Source organism: Shewanella indica, from assembly GCF_002836975.1.
GTDB classification, from domain to species: Bacteria; Pseudomonadota; Gammaproteobacteria; order Enterobacterales; family Shewanellaceae; genus Shewanella; species Shewanella indica.
Window position 1 is genome coordinate 1 of sequence record NZ_NIJK01000010.1, and the last position, 25,926, is coordinate 25,926.

The 25,926-nt window shown below is 53.7% G+C and carries 22 protein-coding genes; 13 read left to right on the forward strand and 9 right to left on the reverse strand.

Going from position 1 to position 25,926, the window contains the following annotated elements; translation table 11 throughout:
- Positions 1-106: 106 nt before the first annotated feature.
- The 3 genes from CX650_RS02735 to CX650_RS02745 are packed head-to-tail and all read right to left on the reverse strand — an operon-like array spanning position 107 to position 3,169.
- The gene (locus CX650_RS02735; RefSeq protein ID WP_101094956.1) at positions 107-1,138 is read right to left on the reverse strand and encodes a porin; all 1,032 of its coding nucleotides are present in this window, start codon (positions 1,136-1,138) and stop codon (positions 107-109) included.
- 14 nt (positions 1,139-1,152) lie between these two features.
- Positions 1,153-1,524, reverse strand: coding sequence for a cytochrome c3 family protein (locus tag CX650_RS02740; protein WP_044735378.1), 372 nt, complete (start codon positions 1,522-1,524; stop codon positions 1,153-1,155).
- Between the two features lie 10 nt (positions 1,525-1,534).
- Positions 1,535-3,169 carry an FAD-binding protein gene (locus CX650_RS02745; RefSeq protein ID WP_101094957.1) on the reverse strand — a complete coding sequence of 545 codons (1,635 nt, stop codon included), beginning with the start codon at positions 3,167-3,169 and terminating at the stop codon, positions 1,535-1,537.
- A gap of 155 nt (positions 3,170-3,324) precedes the next feature.
- Here CX650_RS02745 and CX650_RS02750 point away from each other — a divergent pair, with 155 nt between their 5' ends.
- Together CX650_RS02750 and CX650_RS02755 are read left to right on the forward strand one after the other, a co-directional pair.
- Positions 3,325-5,079: a sensor histidine kinase gene (locus tag CX650_RS02750; protein WP_101094958.1), complete on the forward strand. Its 1,755-nt coding sequence runs from the start codon at positions 3,325-3,327 to the stop codon at positions 5,077-5,079.
- Positions 5,054-5,665, forward strand: a complete 612-nt coding sequence (locus tag CX650_RS02755) for a response regulator transcription factor (RefSeq protein ID WP_308428180.1) — start codon at positions 5,054-5,056, stop codon at positions 5,663-5,665. Before CX650_RS02750 ends, CX650_RS02755 begins: the two co-directional genes overlap by 26 nt.
- A 4-nt stretch (positions 5,666-5,669) precedes the next feature.
- Here the strand turns inward: CX650_RS02755 and CX650_RS02760 are convergent, their stop codons facing one another.
- From CX650_RS02760 to CX650_RS02775, 4 genes are all read right to left on the reverse strand, one after another.
- Positions 5,670-6,038 (reverse strand): YbbD-related protein, encoded by a 369-nt coding sequence (locus CX650_RS02760; protein WP_101094959.1) that lies wholly within the window; start codon positions 6,036-6,038, stop codon positions 5,670-5,672.
- A gap of 168 nt (positions 6,039-6,206) precedes the next feature.
- Positions 6,207-7,727 carry a YifB family Mg chelatase-like AAA ATPase gene (locus CX650_RS02765; protein WP_101094960.1) on the reverse strand — a complete coding sequence of 507 codons (1,521 nt, stop codon included), beginning with the start codon at positions 7,725-7,727 and terminating at the stop codon, positions 6,207-6,209.
- Between the two features lie 146 nt (positions 7,728-7,873).
- Positions 7,874-8,374 carry a hypothetical protein gene (locus tag CX650_RS02770; protein WP_101094961.1) on the reverse strand — a complete coding sequence of 167 codons (501 nt, stop codon included), beginning with the start codon at positions 8,372-8,374 and terminating at the stop codon, positions 7,874-7,876.
- Positions 8,362-9,183, reverse strand: coding sequence for a winged helix-turn-helix domain-containing protein (locus CX650_RS02775; RefSeq protein ID WP_101094962.1), 822 nt, complete (start codon positions 9,181-9,183; stop codon positions 8,362-8,364). The genes CX650_RS02770 and CX650_RS02775 overlap by 13 nt, the downstream gene beginning before the upstream one ends.
- A gap of 310 nt (positions 9,184-9,493) precedes the next feature.
- On the opposite strand from CX650_RS02775, the gene CX650_RS02780 reads away from it, so the two are divergent.
- From CX650_RS02780 to CX650_RS02795, 4 genes are all read left to right on the forward strand, one after another.
- The gene (locus CX650_RS02780; RefSeq protein ID WP_101094963.1) at positions 9,494-10,312 is read left to right on the forward strand and encodes an EAL domain-containing protein; all 819 of its coding nucleotides are present in this window, start codon (positions 9,494-9,496) and stop codon (positions 10,310-10,312) included.
- A gap of 202 nt (positions 10,313-10,514) precedes the next feature.
- A complete protein-coding gene (locus tag CX650_RS02785) occupies positions 10,515-10,763 on the forward strand; it encodes a hypothetical protein (RefSeq protein WP_039035769.1) in 249 nt (82 codons plus the stop codon).
- A gap of 67 nt (positions 10,764-10,830) precedes the next feature.
- A complete protein-coding gene (locus CX650_RS02790) occupies positions 10,831-11,919 on the forward strand; it encodes an ABC transporter substrate-binding protein (protein ID WP_157822982.1) in 1,089 nt (362 codons plus the stop codon).
- Entirely contained in the window at positions 11,916-13,706 is a 1,791-nt protein-coding gene (locus tag CX650_RS02795) for a sensor domain-containing diguanylate cyclase (RefSeq protein WP_101094965.1), read from the forward strand. The genes CX650_RS02790 and CX650_RS02795 overlap by 4 nt, the downstream gene beginning before the upstream one ends.
- A gap of 8 nt (positions 13,707-13,714) precedes the next feature.
- Here the strand turns inward: CX650_RS02795 and CX650_RS02800 are convergent, their stop codons facing one another.
- A complete protein-coding gene (locus CX650_RS02800) occupies positions 13,715-14,518 on the reverse strand; it encodes a substrate-binding periplasmic protein (RefSeq protein ID WP_052248261.1) in 804 nt (267 codons plus the stop codon).
- A 175-nt stretch (positions 14,519-14,693) separates the two neighbouring features.
- Between CX650_RS02800 and paeA the strand changes: the two genes are divergently transcribed.
- A complete protein-coding gene (gene paeA / locus CX650_RS02805) occupies positions 14,694-16,025 on the forward strand; it encodes a polyamine export protein PaeA (RefSeq protein ID WP_101094966.1) in 1,332 nt (443 codons plus the stop codon).
- Positions 16,026-16,266: 241 nt separating this feature from the next.
- On the opposite strand, the gene ilvY is transcribed toward paeA, so the two are convergent.
- Positions 16,267-17,139 carry an HTH-type transcriptional activator IlvY gene (gene ilvY / locus CX650_RS02815; RefSeq protein ID WP_025010072.1) on the reverse strand — a complete coding sequence of 291 codons (873 nt, stop codon included), beginning with the start codon at positions 17,137-17,139 and terminating at the stop codon, positions 16,267-16,269.
- Positions 17,140-17,287: 148 nt separating this feature from the next.
- Here ilvY and ilvC point away from each other — a divergent pair, with 148 nt between their 5' ends.
- From ilvC to CX650_RS02845, 6 genes are all read left to right on the forward strand, one after another.
- Complete coding sequence (ilvC, locus tag CX650_RS02820) at positions 17,288-18,769, forward strand: ketol-acid reductoisomerase (protein WP_071476404.1); 1,482 nt, start codon at positions 17,288-17,290, stop codon at positions 18,767-18,769.
- A gap of 412 nt (positions 18,770-19,181) precedes the next feature.
- Positions 19,182-20,858, forward strand: a complete 1,677-nt coding sequence (gene ilvG / locus CX650_RS02825; protein WP_101094967.1) for an acetolactate synthase 2 catalytic subunit — start codon at positions 19,182-19,184, stop codon at positions 20,856-20,858.
- Positions 20,855-21,112, forward strand: coding sequence for an acetolactate synthase 2 small subunit (gene ilvM / locus CX650_RS02830; protein ID WP_025889838.1), 258 nt, complete (start codon positions 20,855-20,857; stop codon positions 21,110-21,112). Before ilvG ends, ilvM begins: the two co-directional genes overlap by 4 nt.
- 36 nt (positions 21,113-21,148) lie before the next feature.
- Positions 21,149-23,005 carry a dihydroxy-acid dehydratase gene (gene ilvD / locus CX650_RS02835; RefSeq protein ID WP_101094968.1) on the forward strand — a complete coding sequence of 619 codons (1,857 nt, stop codon included), beginning with the start codon at positions 21,149-21,151 and terminating at the stop codon, positions 23,003-23,005.
- Between the two features lies 1 nt (position 23,006).
- Positions 23,007-24,560 carry a threonine ammonia-lyase, biosynthetic gene (ilvA, locus tag CX650_RS02840; RefSeq protein WP_101094969.1) on the forward strand — a complete coding sequence of 518 codons (1,554 nt, stop codon included), beginning with the start codon at positions 23,007-23,009 and terminating at the stop codon, positions 24,558-24,560.
- A gap of 127 nt (positions 24,561-24,687) precedes the next feature.
- Positions 24,688-25,818: a pyridoxal-phosphate-dependent aminotransferase family protein gene (locus CX650_RS02845; protein ID WP_101094970.1), complete on the forward strand. Its 1,131-nt coding sequence runs from the start codon at positions 24,688-24,690 to the stop codon at positions 25,816-25,818.
- Positions 25,819-25,926: the final 108 nt, after the last annotated feature.

Sequence of the window (25,926 nt, forward strand, 5' to 3'; positions counted from 1 at the left end):
TGCGTTAAAAATGAGTAAAAACAAGTATCCCATTAAGCCTAAGAAAAATGCCGTTCACACTAAGTGAACGGCATTACGCGAATGCGGGCCTTTGACTGCAATGGTTTTAGAAGTCGTATCTTAAACCTATGCTGGTGATAGTGTCATCAAAGTCACTGTAGCCCTTGGCATCGAACTGGCCGATTTCGGTGTGGACTCTGGTGGACTTGGACAACTGATACTCGGCACCTATGCCCCATTGGCTGATCTCAGGCACTGTCTGGGCTGCTTGTCCCAGGGCATCGTAAATTCGCGTGGCTATGAGTCCGGTTCCCGAATCATCTCGGCCGTACTGGGCCTTGAGCATTAACTTGTCCAGTTGATAGGAGGCACTGACAATAAATCCTGTGCCCTCTCGCGCCTGCCATTGTGGCTTGGCCGGATTGACCAGTTCCGAGTGTTGGATCAGGGTTCCCAGCTTGAGCTGCTGCAGCTTCCAGTGCCCCACCAGGCGCCAGGCCTTGATATCTTCCACTCCGTCTGAGTAGGCTGCGGCCAGATACAGATCGCCTTGCTTGAGACGCTTATCACCCCAGCTCAATGCCAACTGGATGTTGCCGTTGTCACGACGGGCATCGTCCGCGTCAAAGTGATTGTCTTCCAGCAGGTAGCTGGCGCCCAGTTGCCAGCCGTGCCAGTTTGGCGTGCGATATTCCAGTGAGTCGCCCCAACGTTTATCCCCGGCCATCAGGCGATCGTGTTTCATGCTGTAGTTATCGAACACATCGACAAAGCCTTTGGTCATTTTGAACACAGGCTCCATGCGTCCGGCCGCCAGCGAGCCCCATTCTTGATGCCTTAGTCCGAGAAAGGTCGATCTCGCCGATACGGGTTTATTTCCCGCGTCCTGTGCGGCGGCGTTGACTCCAAGCTCAATCTGGTAGAAAACCTGCCAGTCGCTGCCAAGATCGTTCTGCCCCCGGACGCCCAGGCGAGTGAAGTTGTTTTCCAGCACTGTGCCTGACTTGGCTTTATGGGTGGCGCTGCCCGAGTCTGAGTGGGTGACCGAATAATCCAAGCGGCCATAGAGAGTCGGGGCGGCGCTGACGGCTCCGGAAAAGGCGGCGAGGGCTGTGATAGCCAGTGGTAATTTTTTCATCTTGACCTCTGAATTCAGTGGCTGAAATTGGAGAATGTGAACTGGTGGCAGTCGTTACATAACACCTTTGCCGGCTTATGCTCGCTGTGGCACACGGTGCAGGGCACATCGGCTCCCCAGTGGGGGGCATCGTGTGGGTTGGGCTTACTGTCACGGGTTTGCTCAGCAATTTGCTGGTAATCGCCATGGCATTCGAGACAGGCGGTTTCTGTTGCTGGGCCTTTTGGGGCACCTAAGTGACAGGTCTTACAGTCCTTTTCTTGATACATGAAGGCGTGGTTGCTGCGGCCTTCGCGGGAGCCGGACATCTTGGTCAGTTCGCCAGCCCAGGCTTGGCTCGCCAGCAAGGTGCCCATCAACAGGGCTGAGATCAGTGAAGTTTTCATGGGCGACTCCTTAAGCTTTGGCAACTTGTTCACCGGCAATCACCCCAAAGGCGAAGGCATCCGGGCAGGAACAGGCGGTAAGACGAATACGGCCGAACAAGCCACCCGTGGCTTCGCCGCAGGCATACAGCCCCTTGATGGCTCGCCCTGTGGTTAGCGAGATGACCTGGGCTTGTTCATTGATTAGCACGCCACCTTGGGTGTAATTGAACTTGGGACGAGCCTTGATGGCATAGAAGGGGGCGCGTTTGACACTGACCTGCTTCAGGGCCTTGAAGTCTTTACCGAACTGGCTGTCGGTGCCGGTTTGGGCATCGGCGTTGTACTGCTTGAGTGTCGCCTTCAGGCCAGGTAGATCTATGCCTTCGCCCTGGGCCAGGGCTTCGAGCGTGTCGTAGCGTTGCATCATGCCTTCTTCTAATGCCAGCTGCAGGCGCTGCTTGTCGTGGAAGTTGTCTATGCCATCCTGGTCATAGATGTTCAGCGGGAAGCGACCATTGTTGCGATCCATTATGTTGCAGATGGCTTCAGCCACTACTTGGCGGTTATTTCGCTCGCTGATAAAACGTTTGCCGCTGGCCGGGTCGACCAAGGCGCCCCACTGCAGATCTTCGGTGGGAATATCGAAGGCAAAACGCATCAGCGACAGGTGCACGGTTTGCGCGCCGGCGGCCACCAGAGCCTTGAGCGCACCGGCCGTGGCACCTCTGTGGGTGGTGGTGGGAATGTATTCGCGGATATTGGGAAACTCGGCCGAGCGGAATTCCACATCGCGGCTGTAGCCTCCTACGGCCATGACCACACCTTTACGCACTCGATAATGCTTGATAACACCACTGCGGTTGTCGCGATCATCGTTGGCCAGGGCGGGATCGAAGTGGTATTGCTCCCGGACCTGCAACCCCAGCACATCGCCATTTTCGTTCTGGATCAGCCGCTCGAACTTGACCCGGCGGCGGATCTCACCCTGCAGCTCCTGGGTGTAAAAGGCTCGCAGTGGTCTTAGGATCCCCTTGCCGCCGCCATTGACCGGATACAGGGTTCTGGGCACTGAATGGCCACCCAGGCTCTTGAGCTTGTCGTGGAAGNGTCTTAGGATCCCCTTGCCGCCGCCATTGACCGGATACAGGGTTCTGGGCACTGAATGGCCACCCAGGCTCTTGAGCTTGTCGTGGAAGCGGCAACCGCGCTCTATTGCCCAAGGCAGCACCCGGGTCGTGGTTTCAGCCATGGTCAGCGTGAGATTTCTGTGGTTCTGGAAACCACCGGCGCGACTGATATCTTCGGCAAACAGTTCGGCCGAGTCCTGGATACCGTCTCGCTGTTGCAGATGACTGTTGACCACGGAGAAGTTGAGTCCGGAGATCGCCGACGTTCCGCCGAGCACAGGCATTTTCTCGATGATGATGGTGTCGGCGGCGCCTTGCTCTTTGGCGCGAATGGCGGCGCAGGTACCGGCCAGCCCGCTGCCGACCACCACGACATCGAAAGTTTCATCCCATTGGACTTGGGGTTTGCTGCTCTTGTCGGCAGCCAGAGCCACAGGTGCCAGTCCCAGGGCGGAAACGGCCAGCCCTCCCTTGAGAAAAGCCCGCCGGCTTTGCGTCACTTTAGTGTTCATATCAGCCTCTCTTTTTGTTTGCATGGCACCATGGAATCAAAATCATCGGTGCCGCTATATAGCGGTTTTCCGAAAGCGAATCTCAGATGTGAAGCCGATCAATTCCCGCGCTGAAAGCCGCTTGTCGCGGCATGAAATAACGCATAATGGCGAGGTGTTTAATGCTTAACTAATTTGCCATGTGCCGTTATTTACCAAGCGTGTTGTTGCTGTTTTGCCTGTGCCTGCCTCAGGCCTGGGCCGATATCCGTATCGGTATCCTCACTTTTGGCGAGCCGGCCGATGCGCTCTTGGCCTGGCAGGACACGGCGACAGCAATAAGCGAGCATACCGGCCAGAGGGTGACTCTGTTGCCTCTGACTCCGGCTGAGCTGGATCAACAGGTGAGCCAAGGCGCTCTGGATTTTATTCTCGCCAATCAATACGCCACTGTGGGTTATAAGAAAGACTATGGTGTCAGCCAGTTACTGACGCTTATACCCAGAGATGGCCGGGATCCGGAACTGGCGATGGGGTCGACGCTGGTGGCCCGACCCGAGGTGCAACTGACGAGTTGGCAGCAGTTGTCACAACTGAGGATCATCTCTACCGATCCCAAGGCTTTCGGCGGTTTTCTGATCTTCAGCGGTGAACTGGCGCGGCGGGGGATCAACCCTGCCACCGAGCTCAAGGCGTTGCAGTTTGTTGGCTTTCCGCAGACCGCTTTATTGGACAGGTTGCTGAGCGGCGAGGCCGATCTGGCGGTATTGCCCGCCTGTGTGCTGGAGCAGGCCATCGCTTCCGGGCGTTATCCCAAAGAGGCGTTTAAGGTGTTGCTGGCGGAAAAGCCCCCTGGGTTTCAGTGCCAGGTATCGAGCCGTTTATATCCCTATACCGCCCTGTCCAAGCCGGGTCACACAGATAACGCCCTGGCAACCGAAGTGGCGAGGGCACTGCTGGCGCTGACTGAGGATGCAGCCGCGGCCAAGGCGGCCGGGTATGCGGGTTGGTCTGTGCCGGTGAACGACAGCAGCGTGTTTGCGCTGCGGCGCACTTTGCAGCAATGGCCGTTTCAAACCAACTGGCACAGGGTGGTTTCAGGTGTGGCTCCCTGGGTGGGGGCCATCTTGCTGTGCCTGCTGTTGGGGTATCTGCATCACTTACGGATAAAACGTCTGGTGGTGCAGCGCACCGGGGCACTGCGCAGCGAAATGGAGCAGCACAGCCGAACCCAAAAGGCTCTGCTTGAGCAGCGGAATCAGTTTTATCGGGCGCAGAGGGTACTACTGACTGGTGAAATGGCCTCAGGTATCTCTCACGAACTCAAGCAGCCTCTGGCCGGGATCCGCTATCTGGCCCAGGGGTGTCTGTATCGTCTGGGAGACGAGCAGCAGGAGATCAAAGACGCTCTCGGCAAGCTTATTAGCCAGGTGGACAGGGCCCAGGATACGATTCGCCGATTACGGGAGTTTTGTCAGCAGCCCTGTGAGCGTCGCTGTTTTCGTCTGGACGAGCTCATTCGCGATACCCTGGCGCTGACGGCGCCCGAGCTCAAGCGTCTGGGGGTTGTCCCTGTGTGTGAGTTGCAAGCCGTGACCATAGATGGGGATGCCAACTTGTTGCAGCAGGTGTTGGTCAATCTGTTGCTCAATGCCTTGGATGCCATGGAGCAGAGTGAGGAACCCTGGTTAAGACTCAGTCTCGAGTGCAACGCCAAGCAATGTCGGCTGACGATATCCGATGCGGGCACAGGCTTGAGTGAGGCCCAGCTGGAACGACTGTTTTTCCCGTTTGAAACCAATAAGAGCAACGGCCTGGGATTGGGGATGATTATCTGCAAACGTATTGTGGAAGAACATGGTGGCAGCATCAGTGCCCACAACAGCGAGCGCGGCTTGGACATGGTGGTGGTACTGCCGAGGAGAATCGATGATGACCCCTGTATATCTGGTTGATGATGATCAGGATGTGCTTGAATCACTGCAGTGGATGCTCAAGGGCCAAGGCATAGAGGCAGTTGGTTTTGACTGTGCGGCAAGCTTCCTGGATGGTGCGGCCTGGCAACTGCCCGGGGTACTGGTACTCGATGTGCAGATGCCCGGCATGGATGGGATCAGTCTACATCAACAACTGCTGCAAGCGTCCAGTCCATTGGCGGTCATCATACTGACAGGTCATGGCAATATCGCCATGGCAGTAAAGGCGATGCAGCAAGGGGCGATGGATTTTCTCGAAAAGCCAGTCGATGGTGATCGGCTGCTTGAACTGTTAAGCAAGGGCGCAGCCCTGACGGCGCAGCGCTTTGCGGCCAGCAGTGAACAGGCGGAGCTCCGCTCCCGTCTGGCAACCTTGACCCCGCGAGAGCGAGAGGTGATGCAAAGAGTGTTGGCGGGCAAGCTCAACAAGGTGATTGCCGCCGAGCTCTATGTCACCCAGAGAACGGTGGAGCTGCATCGTAAGAAAGTACTGGAGAAGATGGCCGTCCACAATGTGGCCGAGTTGGCCTTCCTGTTGGCCAAGTTGCAACCGTTACCTAGCTGAAGCCTTACTGCAGTTGGTACTGGATAATTCCGTCCTGGGTCAGGCGGAAGATCCACAGGGAGTCGCCTTCGCGGTAATACCAGCTGTTGGCCAGACCTTCTTCCGCTTTTAACTGAGAAGTGAACTCGCTCATCGCCGACGCGGGCAGGCGGAAACTGCCGCTGGAGCTGTTGTTGTCCAGATCATTGTTGACCTTTATCTCTGTGGCAGAGGGCGGCAATATCGGCGGCAGCCAGCCACGATCGAATACTCCTTCAGCCCGGGCTTCGGCCTCGGTGGGGTATTGTTCGCTGATGACATCGCTGCAACCCCAGAGTAAGGCGGTTAATGTCAGCATGGAGCTGATGGAAAGGGAACGCATCAGTGGTTTCATCTTGGGCTCCTTGTCAGAGAAATGGTGTTCTACTGTAACAAAGGCGGCCTGTACCTAGTCTGAAGCCAAGGTGCTTTCAGCTGTTTTGCTTTTTCTGGACGCTTGGCCTATGGCCATAGGCCCCTTTGTTGACTCGCCTAACATGCAGGCATCAATCCACATGGGTCATTAAAGCTGTTGCAGACTGGCTAGCAAACGGTCCATCGCCCGATAACCCAGGGCCTGGGCCAGATGGCGTCGCTCGACCATGGGACTGAGCTGCAGATCGGCTATGGTGCGTGCCACTCGTTGCAGCCGATGAAAGCTGCGCACCGATAATCCCAGCTGATTGACACTCTGTTCGAGAAACGCCAGATCGCCGGGTTTGAAACCTGCCTGCTTCAATGCCTTACTGCCCAACTGACTATTGAGTACGCCGGCGCGGCTGAGTTGCAGCTCCCTGGCCGCAGCGACTCTGGCGGCTATCTGCTCACTGGTTTCACCTTGCGCCGTATCTGAGGTCAAGGCGCCTGGCGGGAGTTTGGGCACCTCAATGGTGAGGTCGAATCTGTCAATGAAAGGGCCTGACAGCCGGGCCAGATAACGGCGGATCTGCTCTGGGCTGGCGCGGCTTCCCGGGCCAGCATCACCACAGGGGCTGGGGTTCATGGCGGCGATAAGTTGAAAGCGGGCATCGAAGCGCAGTTTGGCTGCGGCGCGGGAGATGATGACATGGCCGGTTTCCATGGGTTCACGCAAGCAGTCGAGTACCTTGCGGGGGAACTCGGCAATTTCATCGAGAAACAGCACCCCCAGATGAGCCAGTGAAATCTCGCTGGGTTTGGGGATTGAACCGCCACCCACCAAAGAGATGGCCGAGCTGGTATGGTGCGGAGCGCGAAACGGGCGGCGATAAAATTCCCCCGGCTCAGTGGCCATACCGGCCACTGAATGAATCGCAGCCACTTCCAGCGCTTCCTCATAACTCATGGGGGGCAGGAGTGAGATTATCCGGCTGGCCAGCATGGTCTTGCCTGTGCCAGGTGGCCCCAACATCAGCAGGTTATGCCCGCCGGCGGCAGCGATTTCCAGTGCTTGTTTGGCTTGATATTGGCCTATGACTTCCGACAGGCAGTCATTCGAGTGCGGCTTTAATTGTTCCAGCCATTCGGTTCCCGGCACTATCCCCGGCAGGGTTTGCTGCCCGTGCAGATAGGCGGCGATATGTTGCAGGTGCTGGGCCAGGCAACATTGCCGGTAGCCCACCAAATCGGCTTCACTGCGGTTATCCTGTGGCAATACCAGTTTGATACCTCTTTGACGGGCGGCGATGATCACCGGCAGGATCCCAGTGCAGTGCCTGACTTCACCGGACAGCCCAAGCTCACCGACAAATTCATGCTCGTCCAAAGATTTCAGTGGCAGTTGCCCGGATGCTGCCAGAATGCCAATGGCAATAGGAAGGTCGTAACGTCCACCCTGCTTGGGCAGATCGGCCGGTGCCAGATTGATGGTGATCCTGCGCATGGGGAATTCAAAACCCGCATTGATTATGGCGCTGCGGACTCTTTCTCTGGCTTCCTTGACCGAAGCTTCCGGCAACCCCACCAGATTGAAGGCCGGCAGGCCGTTGGAAAGGTGAGCTTCGACCAGTACCTGAGGCGCCTCCACACCTTTGGCGGCTCGGGTGGCAACTCTGGCTATGGGCATAACAGTTCCTTTGTTGTGCGCTTCCCTATTCAGTAGAGTGTAGCAGTTGCCTGGATTTACAGTGGCTTGAGGGAATAGCGGTTCTGACCTTATCGACAGAGGTTGCCAGAACCCGGGAATGGACTGCATCTATAACAATTGTGAGATTAGATGACTTTCTGCATACATCTGAGGCTGTCATCTGCTTCGTTGGAGAAACAAAATACGCTGTCGACCAAGGTATAGTGCCATACCACTTTATAATCAGTTGCCAGCAACAGCTTTAATAGTGATAGCGCGGGATTGTCAAACAAGGCTTCCAGGGAATCGGTTGAGACAGGGTAGACTTTAACTTGTTCGACTTGCACAGAATTATCATGTAATGCCAGCCTGGAGATTTTGCCGGAAAAGAGTATCTTACCCTCAAATTTATCTTTGTTATCACCAAGTTGTAACCAACCCCAGAAGCTTTCTGACTCCATGTCGATATAAAGGGAAAAGCTAACGCGCCTTATCTGATTATCAGGCCCTTCAACACTTTTTATCACTCGGTACATGCCATCAATATCTTGAACATCGTGATAGTCATAAATTAAGTTGACTATAATAGAAGCCAGCAAAAATGCGAGTGGAATAATAAATGGCACCATTCTTTCTAGCTTTGACATGCAGTTCCATCCTTGATTTTATTGTATATGGAAGCTTCCTTGTGGCTGACATAAGTTCTGACTTTATTGTTTGACTTGTTAATGCAGTCAATTGAAAAAACTCCTGTTCCATAACTGAGGATTATTGTATCTTTGTCATCGTTTATTTCTGACTTGAGATCGTGGAAATCGACAGTTCCAAGTAACTTATAATTTAGCTTGTGAATGAGTGATTTTATTTCTTTTTGTTCGTCCATATTTTCCATTTCTGTTAGGGTTATTATTTTTGTTTTTCCATCAGTGTAAATGTCTACTTCAGGGAGATTTTCTGTAACTGATATTTTTATAGTGAATGGTAGGAAGAATAATGCAATTGATATTGTTATTATTGAAATTGTCTTGATTGAATAAGGTTGGTTTTCTTTTGGATTTGTTATCAACACATTGTTTTTGATTTTTTGTTCTTTCTCAAAAATGGAATTGTCTTGATTGTCTAACAAGAAGTCTATTTTTAGATGATCTTGCATTGTGTCTAATCCATATCCAACCCCTTTGACTGTGAAGATTAACTCATTACCTAGTATTTCTCTGAATACACGCCTTAGATTGGCAATGGCCACTGGAATAGAGTTTGGAGATACGACTCTACCATACCAGCCCACTGATAATAATTTATCTCTGCTTACAGCTTGCCCTTTGTTGTTATACATTTCTTTTAATATATAAAACTCCGGAGTTGAACACTTATATCTTCTGGTGTTTGTGCTTATGGTTGGATTGCCGTTGTTTTGGTGAACAGTGATGCGTTCCCTTTCTTTAGTGGTGTCCATCTTGGATCCTATTGATTTTTGGCTTCAACCTAGCCGCCTACATGTTTTCATTCTAATAATAAGTGATAAAAAATCCAGCGTTTCAGTTTATAAATTGTTAATCAAAAAAATGTTAATGTTGCAACCTGTTGTTTTGTTGTGACAATTATTGGTTTGTGTGTCCTTGTCCATCTTGGTTTATTTATTAGATTTTATAACTGTATAAACAATGGCTTTGGTGAGAACCTCCTGATTACCGGGCTAATGTTATTGATTTTACAGGGTGTCATCTTGTTTGTGGGAGTTGATTCCTGTTGTCTAAGGAGGGTGTATGTTAATGCAGCAGAGAAGCAGCAATATCCATGTGAGTCATAACGGTTTTTCTAAAGAAGAATCTCTCTTTCAAGCGGATTGTAAACCTTTGACACAGGCTCATTTACAAGAGATAGTTGCCAGAGAGGTTAATGGGTGTATAAAGAGTGTTGCATATGAAGTTTTATTTAGGCCAGGAATGCAGCACAAGAATGTTGAGCTTTTTTATCAAAACTTAAAGCGTAAAGAACTATTGGATTTATCATTGGAGCAGTTGCACCAGTTAGCTGTGATTGATTATAGGAATCTTGATGTATTGGCTTTGACAGGGCGTAAAATAAAACGTTTGTTTATTAATGTTGAAGCCAGGGTGATAATGGCATTGGAAGCTGAATTGGTTTGGCTAAATGATACATTGAAGCAACAGGATATTGAATTGGTTATTGAGATAACTGAACGTTTGAATTCGGATTGCGCTCACCCGGCTTTTATTAGTGTGGCAAAGCTGCATGATAGAGGACTAAAAATAGCTTTGGATGATTTTGAGCCTGAAGGAGATCTAAGACAGGGGTGGATAGGTACTGGCTGTGTTGATTATATTAAATTGATCTTGCCTAATGGTTTTGAGTGCTCTGAGAAGATAAGAGCCGATTTTATTGAGCATGTCTATCAGTTGAAGGATAAAGCCTTACTGAAAGTGATTGTTGAAAAGGTCGAGAGCTTGGACCAGTTTTTGGCGATGGAGTTTGTGCCTTATGACGGTTTACAGGGATACTTCTTTTCAGTACCAACTGAGCTCCTTCCAATACGTCTAAAGACACATGCTTTATTGCGATGACTAGAGATAGAAGACTTAGGGGAAAGTGCGAATAAGTCCTTCAGGGGCTTGTTTTCATCTTTCCTGGTTGTCGATTGGATAAAAAAGGTCACTGTCACGGCAAAAATTTCTCGTTATCTGAATGTAAAATCTACTGATAGATTGTGTGAGACTTCTCTGTGCCGTTCCGCGAAACGACACTTTACTCACACAAGGAAACCAGATGAAAAGCTTAACTTTACTGTTGGCCGGTATGTTACTCAGTGGTGCTGTTTTGGCTGTCGATGAAGAAAAAGCATTGCCTCAAGCCAGTGAAACCGACGTTCAACAACTGCTGCAAGCCTGTTTGCAGATGGCTGATGAAGACGCGGTTCCAGTCGAAGAGCGTCAGGAGTATCTGCTGACTTGCGTTAATGATCAACTCAATGAAATGGGTTATCAGCCTTTGGAAAGTTTGCCACAGGTTAATTAATCTCCACAAAAGTAGCTCATTTGTGTTTTAATTCCCCGGTATACGAGATGTGTTGTTTGCCTGGGGGATGGATACCTTGCTGTTGAATCTACTTGATACGTCGTGGGGGGATAGCTTCATACCACGACGTAAACTTCTTTTGTTTATCCTACCTTGGCTAACTGTTTTTCTGGTTTATCCTGCCAAGCCTTTGGCTCAATCTCATCCGATACGGGTGAGCTTTATTAATCCAGGATCTGCTCAGGAAAGTTTCTGGGGCGATATAGACAGCCTTATGTTGACAGCAGCTACCGAGCTAAATATTGAGTTGGAAATATTGCATGCCAACAGGGATCATTTTCGGATGATAGCTTTGGCACAAGAATTGGCTACCCGTAAACAGTTACCTCAATACATTATTTTGGTTAATGAAAAAAATGTTGCCGTAAAAATGTTGGCTGCCTTTGAAGGTTTGCCTGTTAAGACTCTTTTGTTGCTCAATGATGTGGCTCCCGAGGTGCGTCATTTGTTGCAACAACAGCCTTACTGGCGACAGCATCTGTTGCCGCCTTTGATCCCTGACAATGAACGGATAGGCTTTCTTACTGCGCAGGCCTTGTTGCAGCAGGTGGGGCCAGGGACGCAACAAGTGCTGCTGATTTCCGGCGATAAGGGAACGCCAGCATCTATAGCCCGGACTCAAGGGGCAATAAATGGCTTCAGAGAAAGAGGGGTAGAGCCATTACAAGTCGTCTACGGTCATTGGCAAGAGCAAAGAGCCAAGACGCAAACAGAAATTCTGCTGAAACGTTACCCGGAGCTGAAAGGGATCTGGACCGCCAATGATCACATGGCCTTTGGTGCTATTGCGTCGCTGGAGGAAAAGGGACTCAGGCCAGGAGAGGATATATTCATTGCCAGTATCAATACTTCCTCCAAGGTGCTTGATTGGCGTAGCCAGGGGCGTGTCAGTGTCCTGGGCGGCGGTCATTTGCTGGCAGGAGCCGAGGCGCTCAGGCGCATTCGCGACGACAGTGAGGCTAAGCCTTGGAATGAGGAGGTCTCCTCAATGTTCAGGCTGTTGGTTCCGGGCACAGAACCTTTCAATCTGCTCGAGCAACGAAACTGGCGGGCACTGCTCGCTTGGTACCAACAGACATCGGAAGTAACGCATTGAAGCAAAGTTCTGTCATCAGTCACAAGATGACCTTGGTTATCATAGGTGTCAGTTCATTCTTTGCCTTGATGACCATGGTGGCCCAGTTGTTCTGGAACTATCAGGATGGTGTTGAGGGCGGTAATCGTAGGCTAAATGAATATGTCGAAGCCAATCTGCCCGGTATTGCACAGGCCATTTGGGATGTGGACCATAAGTTGCTGCGGGATATACTGATTGGCATAGGCATGCAGCCTTATGTCTCCGGCGCGTCTTTGTCCAGTGTCGATGGGATTACCCTGCAAGTGGGAAATAATCAGGCCCAGGATAATGAAACCTTTTTGTTTCCAATAATCTACCGTCAGCAACAGATAGGTGAGCTTAAGGTTCAACGCAGCCGCAACCAGCTCTATTATGAGTTGTGGCGGCAGATGATCCTGATAGTCGTGGGTAATGGCTTGAAAACCCTGCTGATGATCTACGTGATTCTGACTCTGGTGCGCAGTCTGGTTACCGGAAGATTGGCGGCGCTGGCCGCATACGTCAATCGTATCGATTTGGGACAACCGCGAAAAGTGCCCTTACCTAATGAGGTAGGGGCGGCAAATCAAGATGAAATTGGCAGCGTGGCCCGCGCCATAGAGCAGATGTACCGACGTATTAGAACCGACTTTGCTCGCAAACGCTGGCAGCAGAGGCATTTGACTCGAGGGCAAAGGCAATTGTCCGAGCAGGTGGAATTTAGCCATAAAGAACTGGCTTGGCAGGCCAGAGCCAATGAGTTATTGGCGGATCTATCATTGCAGTTTCTGAAGGTACAGCCAGGGGACGTAGATCAGGCTTTGGCCGATGTGGGTCGTCAGATTGCCGAGTTGTTTGCAGTCGAGCGGGTCACCTTGCTGGAGATCAAAGAGCAACAACTCTGTTATCGTAGCGTCTGGAGTCGCCGCGACGACTTGCTGTCTTCAAGTTACATAGATATCAGTGAGTTGAATCGTTTTTCAGAGCAACTCAACACCAGACATATGATAGTCGTTGAGGATGTGGAAACCCTGCAGTCGGATGATAGCGCCGAATATAGGTTACTCAAACAGTTGCAGTTACGTTCCCTGGCGCTGTTTGCCATCACAGATGGGCAAGACCTGCTGGGGATTTTGTCGCTAAGCAATAGTCAATCTCCAAAACTTTGGCCTCAATCCCGCCGTGCCATGCTGACCCAGTTTGCCGCTGCGCTCAACGAGCTCCTGGTCAGGGAGCGCAGAGATTTGCAGATGTTGGGGCTGCAGCGGGAGCTGTTGGGGCTGAATCACAAACTTAAACAGCTGTCGGAAACCGATGAACTAACTGGATTGGCGAACCGCCGTCCCTTTACTGAATCCCTGGCGCGGTTGCTGGCTTCGAAAGAGGAGGGCGCCTTGATAATGCTGGATGTCGATCATTTTAAAGCTTTTAACGATTGTTTCGGCCATCCAGCCGGTGATCGGGTATTGCAGCGTTTGGCCCAGGCCATGCGTAAAGCGCTTCCTGAACGCGCCTTGCTGGCCAGAGTCGGCGGCGAAGAATTTGCTTTGGTGTTGCCGGGAGTCGACCGCAGGCAAGCTGAGGGTGTTGCCGAAACCTTGTTGACTCAGGTTCGGGAATTGCAAATTACTCATGGCTCAGCACCCGCAGGTATAGTCACTATCAGTCTTGGATTGGCACTCCTGACCCCGAATACACGGGATTTGAGTGAGGTTATTCGGCTGGCAGACAAGGCGCTCTATCAGGCTAAACATCAAGGACGTAATACTTGGTGTATTGCGCAATAGCCTGGAATTCAGTGGTCTGTGAAGGCTTGCAGTAACAGTTGCAACTCGCCGCTTTTTTCCAGTAGGGTGACGCCGCTATTGAACTCTTCAAGCAGTGCCATCTTGTGTGGGCTTTGTCTGGATACTAGCATATAGAAGGGTTCTGGCCGGGTGTGGGGAACCGCTTGCGTTGCTAACCCAAAGTCCTGGGGATTGCGCTTCATCAGCTTTAAGGTGCCGCTGAAAACCTCCAGCCGTGCCAGAAAGAAGTCACATCTACCCCGTTGCAGTAACTCGGGGATCAACGGCAGATCTTTGCTCAAAGACAGTGGCAGAGAGTTGTTCCAACCGAAGTGGTGGTAATTGAAGCCGCGAATGCCACAAACTGTGCCTATCCGCGTTAGCTCCGTCAGCGAGTTGAATCTTAGACCCTTTGGGAAGCGCTGTTTGAGAAACACCACCCCAGGGGTGAGGTGGTAATAGGAGCGCGATAGCAGGAATTTACGCCGTCGCTCTGGGTTGGCTGAGGCGCTCATGGCGGCATCTATCTTGCCCAATTCCACTTCCAACATGCACCTTGGCCAGGGAAGGGCGATGATGTGTAACTGCCAACGCGGTGGCGTAAACAGTCGATAAAGCAGCTGAATATCATAGCCGTCACTGTTATGGGACTTACGGCCATCTATTCTGGAAAAGTAATTGAAGGGTGGAAATTCGGACTCTTCGACACATATTTTTAATGGTATGCCGTTAAGCTCATCTTTTGCGTTGGAGACCGGTGAGATAAGCATCACTGTCAAAAATGCGGCAAACGGATATAATGTGAACTTCATTCCGGTAGAAGAAGCCTGCAATGGGTTTCTTGGAGTATAGCAAAGCCACTCAATTCGCCAGTTTAGTACCCGTACCGGTAACCAGTTCGCCTTTAGACCTCCCAGTCACTCCACATTCAGGCCTGGATATAAGGGCACGGCATAGAAGCGCTTTGTAACTAACCTAAGGTGTTGTATGAGTTTATTCGATAATTTGGTGATTATCTTTTGCCTGATCGGAACCAGCTGCTTTTTTTCCATGTCTGAAATTGCCCTGGCCGCTTCCCGTAAAATCCGTTTGCGACAGATGGCCGATGAGGGAGATTTGCGCGCCGAAAAAGTGTTGGCGCTGCAAACCACTCCGGGCAGTTTTTTCACCGTAGTGCAGATTGGTCTCAATGCCGTTGCCATCATGGGTGGTATTGTCGGTGAGTCTGCTTTTACCCCTTATTTTGCGGCAGCTTTGGCCCATGTGGTTCCGCCGCCCTGGGTAGGACAGGTAAGCTTTGTGTTGTCTTTCGTATTGGTGACCAGTCTGTTTATTCTGATCGCCGACCTGATGCCCAAACGCGTTGCCATGGCCTTACCGGAGAAAGTGGCCGTTAACTTGGTAAACCCCATGCTTATCTGTATTGCCTTGCTGCGCCCCTTTGTATGGATATTCAATGGCATGGCCAACGGTATCTTCAAACTGCTGCAGATACCTACTGCCCGCAATGATGAAATCACCCCTGATGATATCTACGCCATTATGGATGCCGGTGCCGAGGCCGGTGTGCTGGATAAGGGCGAGCAGCAGATGATCGAGAATGTATTTGAGATGCAATCTGTCAGCGTCACCTCAGCGATGACCGCCCGTGAGAGCCTGGTGTATTTCCTGTTGCAGGATGATGAAGACGCTATCAAGAAAAAAATCGCCGAGGATCCGCACAACAAGTTTTTGGTGTGTGATGGTCAGCTGGACAATATCAAAGGTGTGGTGGACGCCAAGGAACTGCTGCTGCGGGTGATCAACGGCCGCAAGATAGATTTGAAAGATACCTCGTTAGTGCGCAACTGCCTGATTATTCCCGACACCCTGAGTCTGTCGGAGGCCATGGAATATTTCCGTCATCACAGGGCCGACTTTGCGGTGGTGATGAATGAATACGCTTTGGTGGTGGGGATTGTGACCACTGACGATCTGCAAAGTGCGGTAATGGGCGCCTGGTCGCTGCATGAAAGTGAAGAACAGATAGTGCCCCGCGACGCCAACTCCTGGTTGGTGGATGGGGTGACGCCGATAACTGACGTGATGCGTGCCTTTGGTATTGAAGAGTTTCCGCAAAACCAAAACTATGAAACCATCGCCGGTTTTATGATGTATACGTTACGCAAGATCCCCAAGCGCACCGACTCGGTTAACTACGCAGGTTATAAGTTTGAGGTGGTGGACATAGATGCCTACAAGGTTGACCAGTTGCTGGTTACCCGCCTTTTGCCTCAGGAAGATCAACTGCCCAAGGATGAAGAGTCACTCGATATTTAAGGTAAGCTCGAAGGGCGTGGCATACAGACCATAGACTGAGTTATGCATCTTGCAGAGGACTCGGTCATAGTCGGTAAAGCCCGCCCGACTTTCCAAGCCCCGAAGGACGTGGCTTACAAGCCTGCCTGCTGTGTTGTGCTTCTTGCAAAGGACTAGGGCCATTTGCTGCGAACCACGCCTTGTATCCAGGCCTGTAAGCCGACGCAGAGCACGCATGGGACTTGTTCGCACCTTCCTTTAGCTAAATCACTTCCAGAAATGCACTCACCAAGGGATCCTGGCGCCGCTTGGCCTTGCAGCAGCACCCCAGTTCAAAGGGGGCTATCTCGGCCGGTGAGGCCAGGGTTTTTATCCTCTCGCCCAGTGGACTATTGGCTACCACGACATCCGGAGTGATGCTGACACCGCAGCCCAGAGCCACCATGGGCACTATCGCCTCGTGGCCCGATACCTGGGCATAGATATTGGCCTTGATCCCCATCGCCTTGAACCAGCGCTCGGCCCGTAAACGCCCGGGGCCGTGGTCGGGCACGATAAAGGGCAGTTGCTCCCAGGGAATAGGGTTTTGCGCCAGCAGCGACTGCAATTGACAGTTGATGGTGGGCGCGATAATCGATAGTGGCACCTCTCCTATGGGGGCAAAGTGCAGACTCGGCGGAAAGTCCTGCGGCAGGGCGGCGATGGCGATATCCGCTCTCTGCTGCTGAATTTCCTGCACCGCATCGGCAGCATCACCAGTGGTGAGTTTGATGTCGACCAGAGGCTGCTGACGGCGAAACTTATCCAATAGGGCCGGCAGGTGGCTGTAGGCGGCTGTGACCGAACAATAGAGTTGCAGCGTGCCCCTCAGCAGCTTTTGCTGCGGATCCAGCTCGCGGCGCAGTTCCTGCCACTGAGTCAATGTCTGGCTGGCGAAGCGGCGAAAGGCTTCGCCAGCGTGGGTCAGGGTGACGCTGCGGTTGTCCCGCTCCAGCAGCTTGCTGCCCACTTCATCTTCCAGCCTTTGCAGGGTGCGACTTAAGGTTGAAGGGCTGACATGCATCCGGGTGGCGGTGCGGGAAAAATGCAGGGTGTCGCAGAGATCCAGATAGAGTTTTATCGCCCGAATATCCATGCCGTTTTGCCTCTTTTGTTGTTGCGTTTTGTGCAACATGACATGCCGAATATATCATTTCAAGCAATTTAAACCATGGGCTATAGTGATTTGCATCACTGAGCCGTTTCGGCTTGGTCCCAGGAATTCGGTTAAACAGGTGGCTAAGATGGCAAATTACTTCAATACCCTGAATCTGCGGCAGCAATTGGCACAGCTGAGCCAATGCCGTTTTATGGAGCGCAGCGAGTTTGAAAACGGCTGTGACTATATCAAGGACTGGAATATTGTCATCCTTGGCTGTGGTGCCCAGGGGCTCAATCAGGGGTTGAACATGCGTGACTCGGGCCTGAACATCGCCTATGCCCTGCGCAGCGAAGCCATAGCCGAGAAACGTGCCTCCTGGCAGCGGGCCACCGAAAACGGTTTCAAGGTGGGCACCTTCGAAGAGCTGATCCCCACAGCCGATCTGGTACTGAACCTGACACCGGACAAGCAGCACACTCCTGTGGTCAATGCGGTAATGCCCTTGATGAAACAAGGTGCGACCCTGTCCTATTCCCACGGTTTCAACATAGTGGAAGAGGGGATGCAGGTGCGGCCGGACATCACTGTCATCATGGTGGCGCCCAAGTGCCCAGGTACCGAAGTGCGTGAGGAATACAAGCGTGGCTTTGGGGTACCGACACTGATCGCCGTGCATCCTGAGAACGATCCCAATGGCGACGGTCTGGAGATCGCCAAGGCCTATGCCAGTGCTACCGGCGGCGATCGTGCCGGCGTGCTGCACTCCTCGTTTATCGCCGAGGTGAAGTCTGATCTGATGGGCGAGCAGACCATTCTCTGCGGCATGCTGCAGACAGGGGCGATTTTGGGTTACGACAAGATGGTGGCCGATGGCGTTGAGCCGGGTTATGCCGCCAAGCTTATCCAGCAGGGCTGGGAAACCATCACAGAGGCGCTCAAGCATGGCGGTATCACCAATATGATGGATCGCCTGTCCAACCCGGCCAAGATCAAGGCGTTTGAGATTGCCGAAGAGCTTAAGGTGTTGCTGACCCCGCTGTTTGAAAAACATATGGACGACATCATCAGCGGCGAGTTTTCCGCCACCATGATGGCCGATTGGGCCAATGACGACGCCAATTTGCTGCGCTGGCGTGAAGAGACCAATAACACAGGTTTTGAAAAGGCGCCGACCTGCGCCGAGCAGATAGATGAGCAGACCTATTTCGACAAGGGGATCTTGCTGGTGGCCATGATCAAGGCCGGGGTGGAACTGGCGTTCGATACCATGGTGGATGCCGGGATCATCGAAGAGTCGGCCTATTACGAGTCGCTGCATGAGACGCCGCTGATTGCCAACACCATAGCCCGTAAACGCCTCTATGAGATGAACGTAGTGATCTCGGATACCGCCGAATATGGCTGTTACCTGTTTAACCATGCCGCCGTGCCGCTGTTGCGTGACTATGTCAACGCCCTCTCTCCCGAGGTCCTGGGCGCCGGTCTCAAGGATTCGGGCAATGGGGTCGATAATCTGCGTCTGATCGAGGTCAACGAAGCGATTCGCCATACGGCCGTCGAGTATGTCGGTGCCGAACTTCGCGGTTACATGACTGAAATGAAAAGGATAAACCTGCAAGATTGACGTAAACGTTAGCTTGATTGCCGCCGGCGGCAATCAAGCTGTTTAGGCGAGCCATTGGCGAGGGTGCCATAGCCAGGCCAAGTTGGAAGATTTTCAGGTTGTGAATTTTTTTGTTGTGTTCTGAAAACACTTTATGGTAATGGTTAATAAGTGCGCCGCCAAAGGGCTCGCCAAGCAGATAAATTGAATACAGGAAACTGTCTGAGAAATGTTTAACTTAAGCGCCAAGCTCCTCCTTGTGATTATTACCGTCGTGATTATTCCATCACAGCGGGGGCGGCTCGTGGCGCGACGACAGACCAGATAGGGTCAGAAATTGCAAATAAACCCCCCGCTCCGAAAGGACCGGGGGGTTTGTCGTTTCAGGGCCATTGAAAACTTAAACAGCAGCAAAAATAGGCGAGATAACAAGATGGAACAAGGGCAGAAGATCAGCGGCAGTGAAGCAGTTATCAAGGTATTGGCCGCCCATGGGGTGAACACGGTTTTTGGTTATCCCGGCGGAGCCATCATGCCTATCTACGATGCTCTCTACGACAGCCAGATCGAACATCTGCTCTCCCGTCATGAACAGGGCGCCGCCTTCGCCGCCGTCGGTTATGCCCGCTCAAGCGGCAAGACGGGGGTCTGCCTGGCTACCTCGGGCCCGGGGGCGACCAATCTGATCACCGCCTTGGCCGATGCGCTGCTGGACTCAGTGCCGCTGGTGGCCATCACGGGCCAGGTTTCCACCTCTGTGATAGGCACAGATGCCTTTCAGGAGATGGACGTGCTGGGCATGAGCCTGTCATGTACCAAACACAGTTTTATGGTGACCCGCGCCGAGGAACTGGTTGCTACCCTGTACCGCGCCTTCGAAATCGCCGCCTCCGGCCGTCCCGGTCCTGTGCTGGTGGATATCCCCAAAGACATCCAGCTTGCCCAAGTGGAATACAAGGCGCCGCTGCAGGCGGTGCCCGATGAGCCGGAGCTGGACCAGGCGGCTTTGGCAGAAGCCAACGCCTTGCTGGCGGCCGCGCGCCAACCCATGTTGTACGTCGGTGGCGGCGTCGGTATGGCGGGCGCAGTAGAGCCGCTGCGGGCCTTTATTCAGCGCAGCGGTATTCCTTCGGTGGCAACGCTTAAGGGGCTGGGCGCCATAGCCCACGGCACTCAAGGTTACCTGGGCATGCTGGGGATGCACGGCAACAAGGCCGCCAATCTGGCGGTGCAGCAGTGCGATCTGCTGCTGGTGATCGGTGCCCGTTTCGATGACAGGGTCACGGGTAGGCTGGAGAGCTTTGCCAGCAAGGCCAAGGTGATCCACCTGGATATCGATGCCGCCGAACTTGGCAAACTGCGCCAGCCGGATGTGGCCATGGATGGGGACTTAAGAAGCATATTGACGCAACTGGTGCCGCAAGCGCTGCAGATAGCACCCTGGCAGGCGGAAGTCGAGCACCTGCGGGCGCTGCACCAGTGGGATTACGCCCACCCAGGCTCACTCATCTATGCGCCGGCCATGTTGCGCCGTCTGGCCAACAAGCTGCCGAGTGACTCTGTGGTGAGCTGTGATGTCGGCCAGCACCAGATGTGGGTTGCCCAGCATATGCACTTTCGCCGCCCGGAAGATCATCTTTCCAGTGCCGGGCTTGGCACCATGGGCTTTGGCTTGCCGGCGGCCATAGGCGCGCAGATGGCAAGGCCGGATGCCACTGTGGTCACGGTTTCCGGCGATGGTTCTTTCATGATGAATGTGCAGGAGCTGACCACCATCAAGCGTCGTAAACTGCCGGTGAAGATACTTTTGATAGATAACCAGAAGTTGGGCATGGTGAAACAGTGGCAACAGCTGTTTTTTGAAGAGAGATACAGCGAAACCGACCTGTCCGATAACCCCGATTTTGTTACCCTGGCGTCCTCCTTCGATATCCCCGGACGCACCATCTACTCGGCCGATGAGGTTGAGCAGGCACTGGATGAGATGCTCAGTGCCAAAGGCCCCTTCCTGCTGCACGTCGCCATAGACGATGCCTTTAATGTCTGGCCGCTGGTTCCCCCCGGCGCCTCCAACTGTGAAATGATGGAACAAACGGAGAAGCGATCATGATCCATAATCTGGAATTGACCCTGGAACAACGCCCCGAAGTGCTGGAACGTGTATTGCGGGTAACCCGTCACCGCGGCTTTACCGTCCGCGATATGCATATGACACTGGCCGAGGATCAGCGCCTGCAGCTGGCAATGGCGGTCGACAGTGACAGAGCCATAGAGCTGCTGAGTCGTCAGTTGACTAAGCTGGTAGACGTGGCCCGCTGCACTGTGCGGCCCGCAAGCTGCCTCTCCCGTACCGTCAACGGCTAACCAAGAATCATCAGAATAAGCGTAAGGAATTGAGCAATGCCCAAACTCAGATCAGCAACCAGTACCGAAGGCCGCAACATGGCCGGAGCCCGAGCCCTTTGGCGTGCCACAGGGGTCAAGGAAGGCGACTTCGGTAAGCCCATTATCGCCATTGCCAATTCCTTTACTCAGTTTGTTCCCGGTCATGTACATCTGAAAGACATGGGCTCTCTGGTGGCATCGGCCATCGAAGAGGCCGGTGGCATCGCCAAAGAGTTCAACACCATAGCGGTCGATGACGGCATCGCCATGGGTCATGGCGGCATGCTCTATTCCCTGCCTTCCCGTGAACTGATTGCCGACAGCGTCGAGTATATGGTCAATGCTCACTGCGCCGATGCTCTGGTGTGTATCTCCAACTGTGACAAGATCACCCCCGGCATGTTGATGGCGGCGCTGCGGCTCAATATCCCTGTGGTATTTGTCTCCGGCGGGCCTATGGAAGCGGGCAAGACCAAACTGTCCGATAAGCTTATCAAGCTGGATCTGGTGGATGCGATGGTGGCGGCGGCCGATGACAGGGTATCCGATGCCGACAGTGAGAAAATCGAACGCAGCGCCTGCCCAACCTGTGGCAGTTGCTCCGGCATGTTTACCGCTAACTCGATGAACTGCCTGACCGAGGCGTTGGGGCTGTCGCTGCCGGGCAACGGCTCCATGTTGGCGACCCACAGCGACCGGCGCGAACTGTTTTTGGAGGCGGGCAGAAGAGTGATGGCGCTGGCCAAGCGCTATTACTCGGATGATGATGCCTCGGTATTGCCGCGCAATATCGCCAACTCCAAGGCATTCGAGAATGCCATGACTTTGGATATCGCCATGGGCGGTTCTTCCAACACTGTGCTGCACCTGTTGGCGGCGGCTCAGGAAGCCGAAGTGGATTTCACCATGGCGGATATCGACCGCCTCAGCCGCAAGGTGCCGCACCTTTGCAAGGTGGCACCTTCGACCCCTAAATACCATATGGAAGATGTCCACAGAGCCGGTGGCGTAATGGGGATCTTGGGTGAGCTGGAACGCGCCGGTTTACTGCATACGGATGTTAACCATGTGGCTTCCGATGATGGCTCGCTTGAGTCTGTGCTGGCCAATTATGATGTGATGCGCACCGAGTCTGCGAAGGTAAAAGACTTCTTCCGTGCCGGTCCCGCGGGGATCCCTACTACCCAGGCCTTCAGCCAGGATTGCCGCTGGCCATCACTGGATACAGATCGCCGCGAAGGTTGTATCCGCAGCCGCGAGTTTGCCTTCAGTCAGGAAGGGGGCTTGGCGGTACTGTCCGGTAATCTGGCCGAGCATGGCTGCATAGTGAAAACCGCCGGGGTGGATGAATCCAACCTCAGGTTCAAGGGCGTGGCCAGGGTATATGAGAGCCAGGACGAGGCCGTTGCCGGGATCCTCGGCGGTGAAGTGGTCGCCGGGGATGTGGTGGTTATTCGCTACGAAGGCCCTAAAGGTGGCCCTGGCATGCAGGAGATGCTTTATCCCACCAGTTACCTCAAGTCCCGCGGTTTGGGCAAGGCCTGCGCCTTAATCACAGATGGCCGCTTCTCCGGCGGTACGTCCGGGCTGTCCATAGGCCATGTGTCACCGGAAGCCGCCTCAGGGGGCACTATCGCCTTGATTGAAAATGGCGATGCCATTGAAATCGATATCCCGGCCCGCAGCATCACACTTAAGCTGAGCGATGCTGAGCTCGCCCGGCGCCGTGAGGCGATGCAGGCCAAGGGGCCTTTGGCCTGGAAGCCGTTGGCACGGGTGCGCCCCGTGTCGTTGGCGCTCAAGGCTTATGCCATGTTGGCCACCAGTGCCGACAAGGGCGCCGTGCGCGATCGCACTAAGTTGGAGGGCTAGTATGTTGGCGCTGGCATCCAAGAGTCAGCTGTCGCTGGCCAACTATTATCTACAGAAGATCCTCTTGTCCCATGTCTATGATGTGGCGCGGGTTACCCCGCTGTCGAGTCTGAACAAGCTGTCGGCCCGTTTGGGCTGCCAGGTGTTTCTCAAGCGCGAGGATATGCAACCGGTACACTCGTTCAAGCTGCGCGGCGCCTATAATCGTATCGCCGCCTTGAGCCCAGCTGAGTGCGAAAACGGAGTGGTATGTGCCTCGGCCGGTAATCATGCCCAGGGCGTTGCCATGTCGGCTTCGAGTCGCGGGGTCGACGCCGTGATAGTGATGCCTACTACCACCCCGGACATCAAGATAGATGCGGTGCGCCGCCTCGGCGGCAATGTGGTGCTTCATGGGCAGTCGTTCGATCAGGCCAATCAGTATGCCATGGCGTTGGCCCAGGATGAGGGGCGGGTGTTTATTCCCCCCTTCGATGATGAGGCGGTGATCGCCGGGCAGGGCACGGTTGCCCAGGAGATGCTGCAGCAGCAAAGAGATCTTGAAGTGGTGTTTGTGCCAGTGGGTGGCGGTGGCTTAATTGCCGGCATTGCTGCTTACTACAAAGCCGTAATGCCCGAGGTGAAGATCATCGGCGTCGAGCCGGAAGATGCCGCTTGTCTCAAGGCAGCGCTGGAAGCGGATGAACCTGTGACGCTGGAGCAGGTGGGTTTGTTTGCCGATGGGGTGGCGGTTAAGCGTATAGGTCAGGAGCCTTTTCGATTGGCGCGGGAATATGTCGATGAAGTGGTGACTGTCAGCTCGGATGAGATCTGCGCCGCGGTCAAGGATATCTTCGAAGATACCCGCGCCATTGCCGAACCGGCCGGTGCTTTGTCGCTGGCCGGGCTGAAAAAGTATGTCGGTGACAAGGGCAAGGGCGAGAAACTGGCGGCGATTCTCAGCGGAGCCAATGTCAATTTTCACAGCCTGAGATATGTGTCCGAGCGCTGCGAGCTGGGCGAGCATAAAGAGGCGGTGCTGGCAGTGACCATTCCGGAAAGGCCGGGTTCCTTCCTGCATTTTTGTGAACTGCTGGAGCGGCGGGTGATGACAGAGTTCAACTATCGTTTCAGCGGGCGCGATCGCGCCGTGGTGTTTGCCGGGATCCGTCTTAGCGAAGGTGTCAGCGAGCTGCAGGCGATTGTCTCCCGCCTGGAGAGTGCCGGTTTTGCGGTGCAGGATCTATCTGCCGATGAGGCGGCCAAACTGCATGTGCGTTATATGGTGGGCGGCTTGCCACCCGAGCCTTTGGAAGAAAAACTGCTCAGCTTTGAATTTCCGGAGCATCCCGGAGCCTTGCTGCAGTTTCTCACGACATTAAAGAGTAAGTGGAACATCAGTTTGTTTCACTATCGCAACCATGGCGCCGCCTTTGGGCGGGTGCTGGCCGGCTTTGAAGTGCCCAAGGCCGATGAAGCCGCCTTTGGTCAGTTTCTGGATGAGTTGGGGTTTGTCTGTCAGGACGAAACGGATAACCCCGCTTACCGGCTGTTTCTGGCGCGCCCAGGCCAGTGAGATCCTGAAAGGATTAAGGTCGACTGTCTTCGCCAAAAGCAGGGGCAGTCCGGCGGTCAGTTTTATGCTATGGTCTTGAGTTATTATTCTAATCCGTACCCTGAAACCTCTTGTAAGGAGAGCCAAGATGTTTGCTGCACCCTCGGTTAGCGCTTTTAACCCTCCCCGCCGGATCCTGATGGGCCCCGGCCCTTCGGATGTCTATCCTCAGGTATTGGCGGCGCAGTCGCGGCCGACGGTTGGGCATCTGGATCCTCTGTTTGTGGCCATGATGGATGAGCTCAAGAGTCTCATTCAATATGCGTTTCAAACCCGCAATGAGATGACTATAGCGGTATCTGCCCCGGGCAGCGCCGGTATGGAGACCTGTTTCGTTAACCTGGTGGAGCCGGGCGAAAAGGTGATTGTCTGCCGTAACGGGGTGTTTGGCGACAGAATGCGCCAGAACGTCGAGCGGATTGGCGCCGAGGCGGTGATGCTGGATTTCGAATGGGGCACAGCGGTTGACCCAGAAGTGGTGGAAGCTGCGCTGAAGGCGCATCCCGATGCCGCCTTCCTGGCCTTTGTGCACGCCGAAACCTCCACCGGCGCGCTTTCCGACGCCAAAACGCTGTGCGCCCTGGCGCGTGAGCATGGCTGTCTGTCGATTGTCGATGCCGTAACTTCCCTCGGAGGCGTCGAGCTCAGAGTCGATGATTGGAGCATAGATGCCATCTATTCCGGCAGTCAGAAGTGCCTCTCCTGTGTGCCGGGTTTGTCCCCCGTGTCCTTCTCTCCGGCCGCCGTCGCTAAACTCAAGGCGCGCAAGAGCCCGGTGCAGAGCTGGTTCCTGGACCAGTCCCTGGTGATGGGGTATTGGAGCGGTGATGGCAAGCGCAGTTATCACCACACAGCGCCGGTTAATGCTCTGTACTCACTGCACGAAGCGCTCAGGTTACTGGCCGAAGAGGGGCTGGAAAATGCCTGGCAGCGCCACCGGGAGATGCACCTTTTGCTGCGTCAGGGGCTTGAGTCCATGGGGCTAGAGTTTGTGGTGGCCGAGCAGAGCCGCTTGCCGCAGCTCAACGCAGTTTATATCCCGCAAGGTGTCGACGATGGCGCCGTGAGAAAGCAGCTGTTGGATAATTATAATCTGGAGATAGGTGCCGGCCTCGGCGCCTTGGCCGGAAAGGCTTGGCGTATCGGCCTGATGGGTTACGGTGCCAGACGGGAAAATGTTGCCCTGTGCCTGCGGGCTCTGGCCGAAGTGCTTAACTGACCTTTAGATAAACGCCCCGCCTAATGACGGCAACGTAGTTCACTTAAGCGGAGCTGCCTTGTGATTAACAGGATATCGGGTCTTTGATATTTTTACCGCCCTAGGCCG

Bases quoted from the DNA above. Each gene is read 5' to 3' on its own strand.
- ilvG (WP_101094967.1), top strand. From the start codon at position 19,182: ATGGAACAAGGGCAGAAGATCAGCGGCAGTGAAGCAGTTATCAAGGTA.
- CX650_RS02790 (WP_157822982.1), top strand. From the start codon at position 10,831: ATGGATACCTTGCTGTTGAATCTACTTGATACGTCGTGGGGGGATAGC.
- ilvD (WP_101094968.1), top strand. From the start codon at position 21,149: ATGCCCAAACTCAGATCAGCAACCAGTACCGAAGGCCGCAACATGGCC.
- CX650_RS02780 (WP_101094963.1), top strand. From the start codon at position 9,494: ATGTTAATGCAGCAGAGAAGCAGCAATATCCATGTGAGTCATAACGGT.
- CX650_RS02785 (WP_039035769.1), top strand. From the start codon at position 10,515: ATGAAAAGCTTAACTTTACTGTTGGCCGGTATGTTACTCAGTGGTGCT.
- CX650_RS02740 (WP_044735378.1), bottom strand. From the start codon at position 1,524: ATGAAAACTTCACTGATCTCAGCCCTGTTGATGGGCACCTTGCTGGCG.
- CX650_RS02755 (WP_308428180.1), top strand. From the start codon at position 5,054: ATGATGACCCCTGTATATCTGGTTGATGATGATCAGGATGTGCTTGAA.
- paeA (WP_101094966.1), top strand. From the start codon at position 14,694: ATGAGTTTATTCGATAATTTGGTGATTATCTTTTGCCTGATCGGAACC.
- ilvC (WP_071476404.1), top strand. From the start codon at position 17,288: ATGGCAAATTACTTCAATACCCTGAATCTGCGGCAGCAATTGGCACAG.
- ilvA (WP_101094969.1), top strand. From the start codon at position 23,007: ATGTTGGCGCTGGCATCCAAGAGTCAGCTGTCGCTGGCCAACTATTAT.
- CX650_RS02750 (WP_101094958.1), top strand. From the start codon at position 3,325: ATGTGCCGTTATTTACCAAGCGTGTTGTTGCTGTTTTGCCTGTGCCTG.
- ilvM (WP_025889838.1), top strand. From the start codon at position 20,855: ATGATCCATAATCTGGAATTGACCCTGGAACAACGCCCCGAAGTGCTG.
- CX650_RS02770 (WP_101094961.1), bottom strand. From the start codon at position 8,374: ATGTCAAAGCTAGAAAGAATGGTGCCATTTATTATTCCACTCGCATTT.
- CX650_RS02775 (WP_101094962.1), bottom strand. From the start codon at position 9,183: ATGGACACCACTAAAGAAAGGGAACGCATCACTGTTCACCAAAACAAC.
- CX650_RS02735 (WP_101094956.1), bottom strand. From the start codon at position 1,138: ATGAAAAAATTACCACTGGCTATCACAGCCCTCGCCGCCTTTTCCGGA.
- CX650_RS02765 (WP_101094960.1), bottom strand. From the start codon at position 7,727: ATGCCCATAGCCAGAGTTGCCACCCGAGCCGCCAAAGGTGTGGAGGCG.
- CX650_RS02760 (WP_101094959.1), bottom strand. From the start codon at position 6,038: ATGAAACCACTGATGCGTTCCCTTTCCATCAGCTCCATGCTGACATTA.
- ilvY (WP_025010072.1), bottom strand. From the start codon at position 17,139: ATGGATATTCGGGCGATAAAACTCTATCTGGATCTCTGCGACACCCTG.
- CX650_RS02800 (WP_052248261.1), bottom strand. From the start codon at position 14,518: ATGAAGTTCACATTATATCCGTTTGCCGCATTTTTGACAGTGATGCTT.
- CX650_RS02845 (WP_101094970.1), top strand. From the start codon at position 24,688: ATGTTTGCTGCACCCTCGGTTAGCGCTTTTAACCCTCCCCGCCGGATC.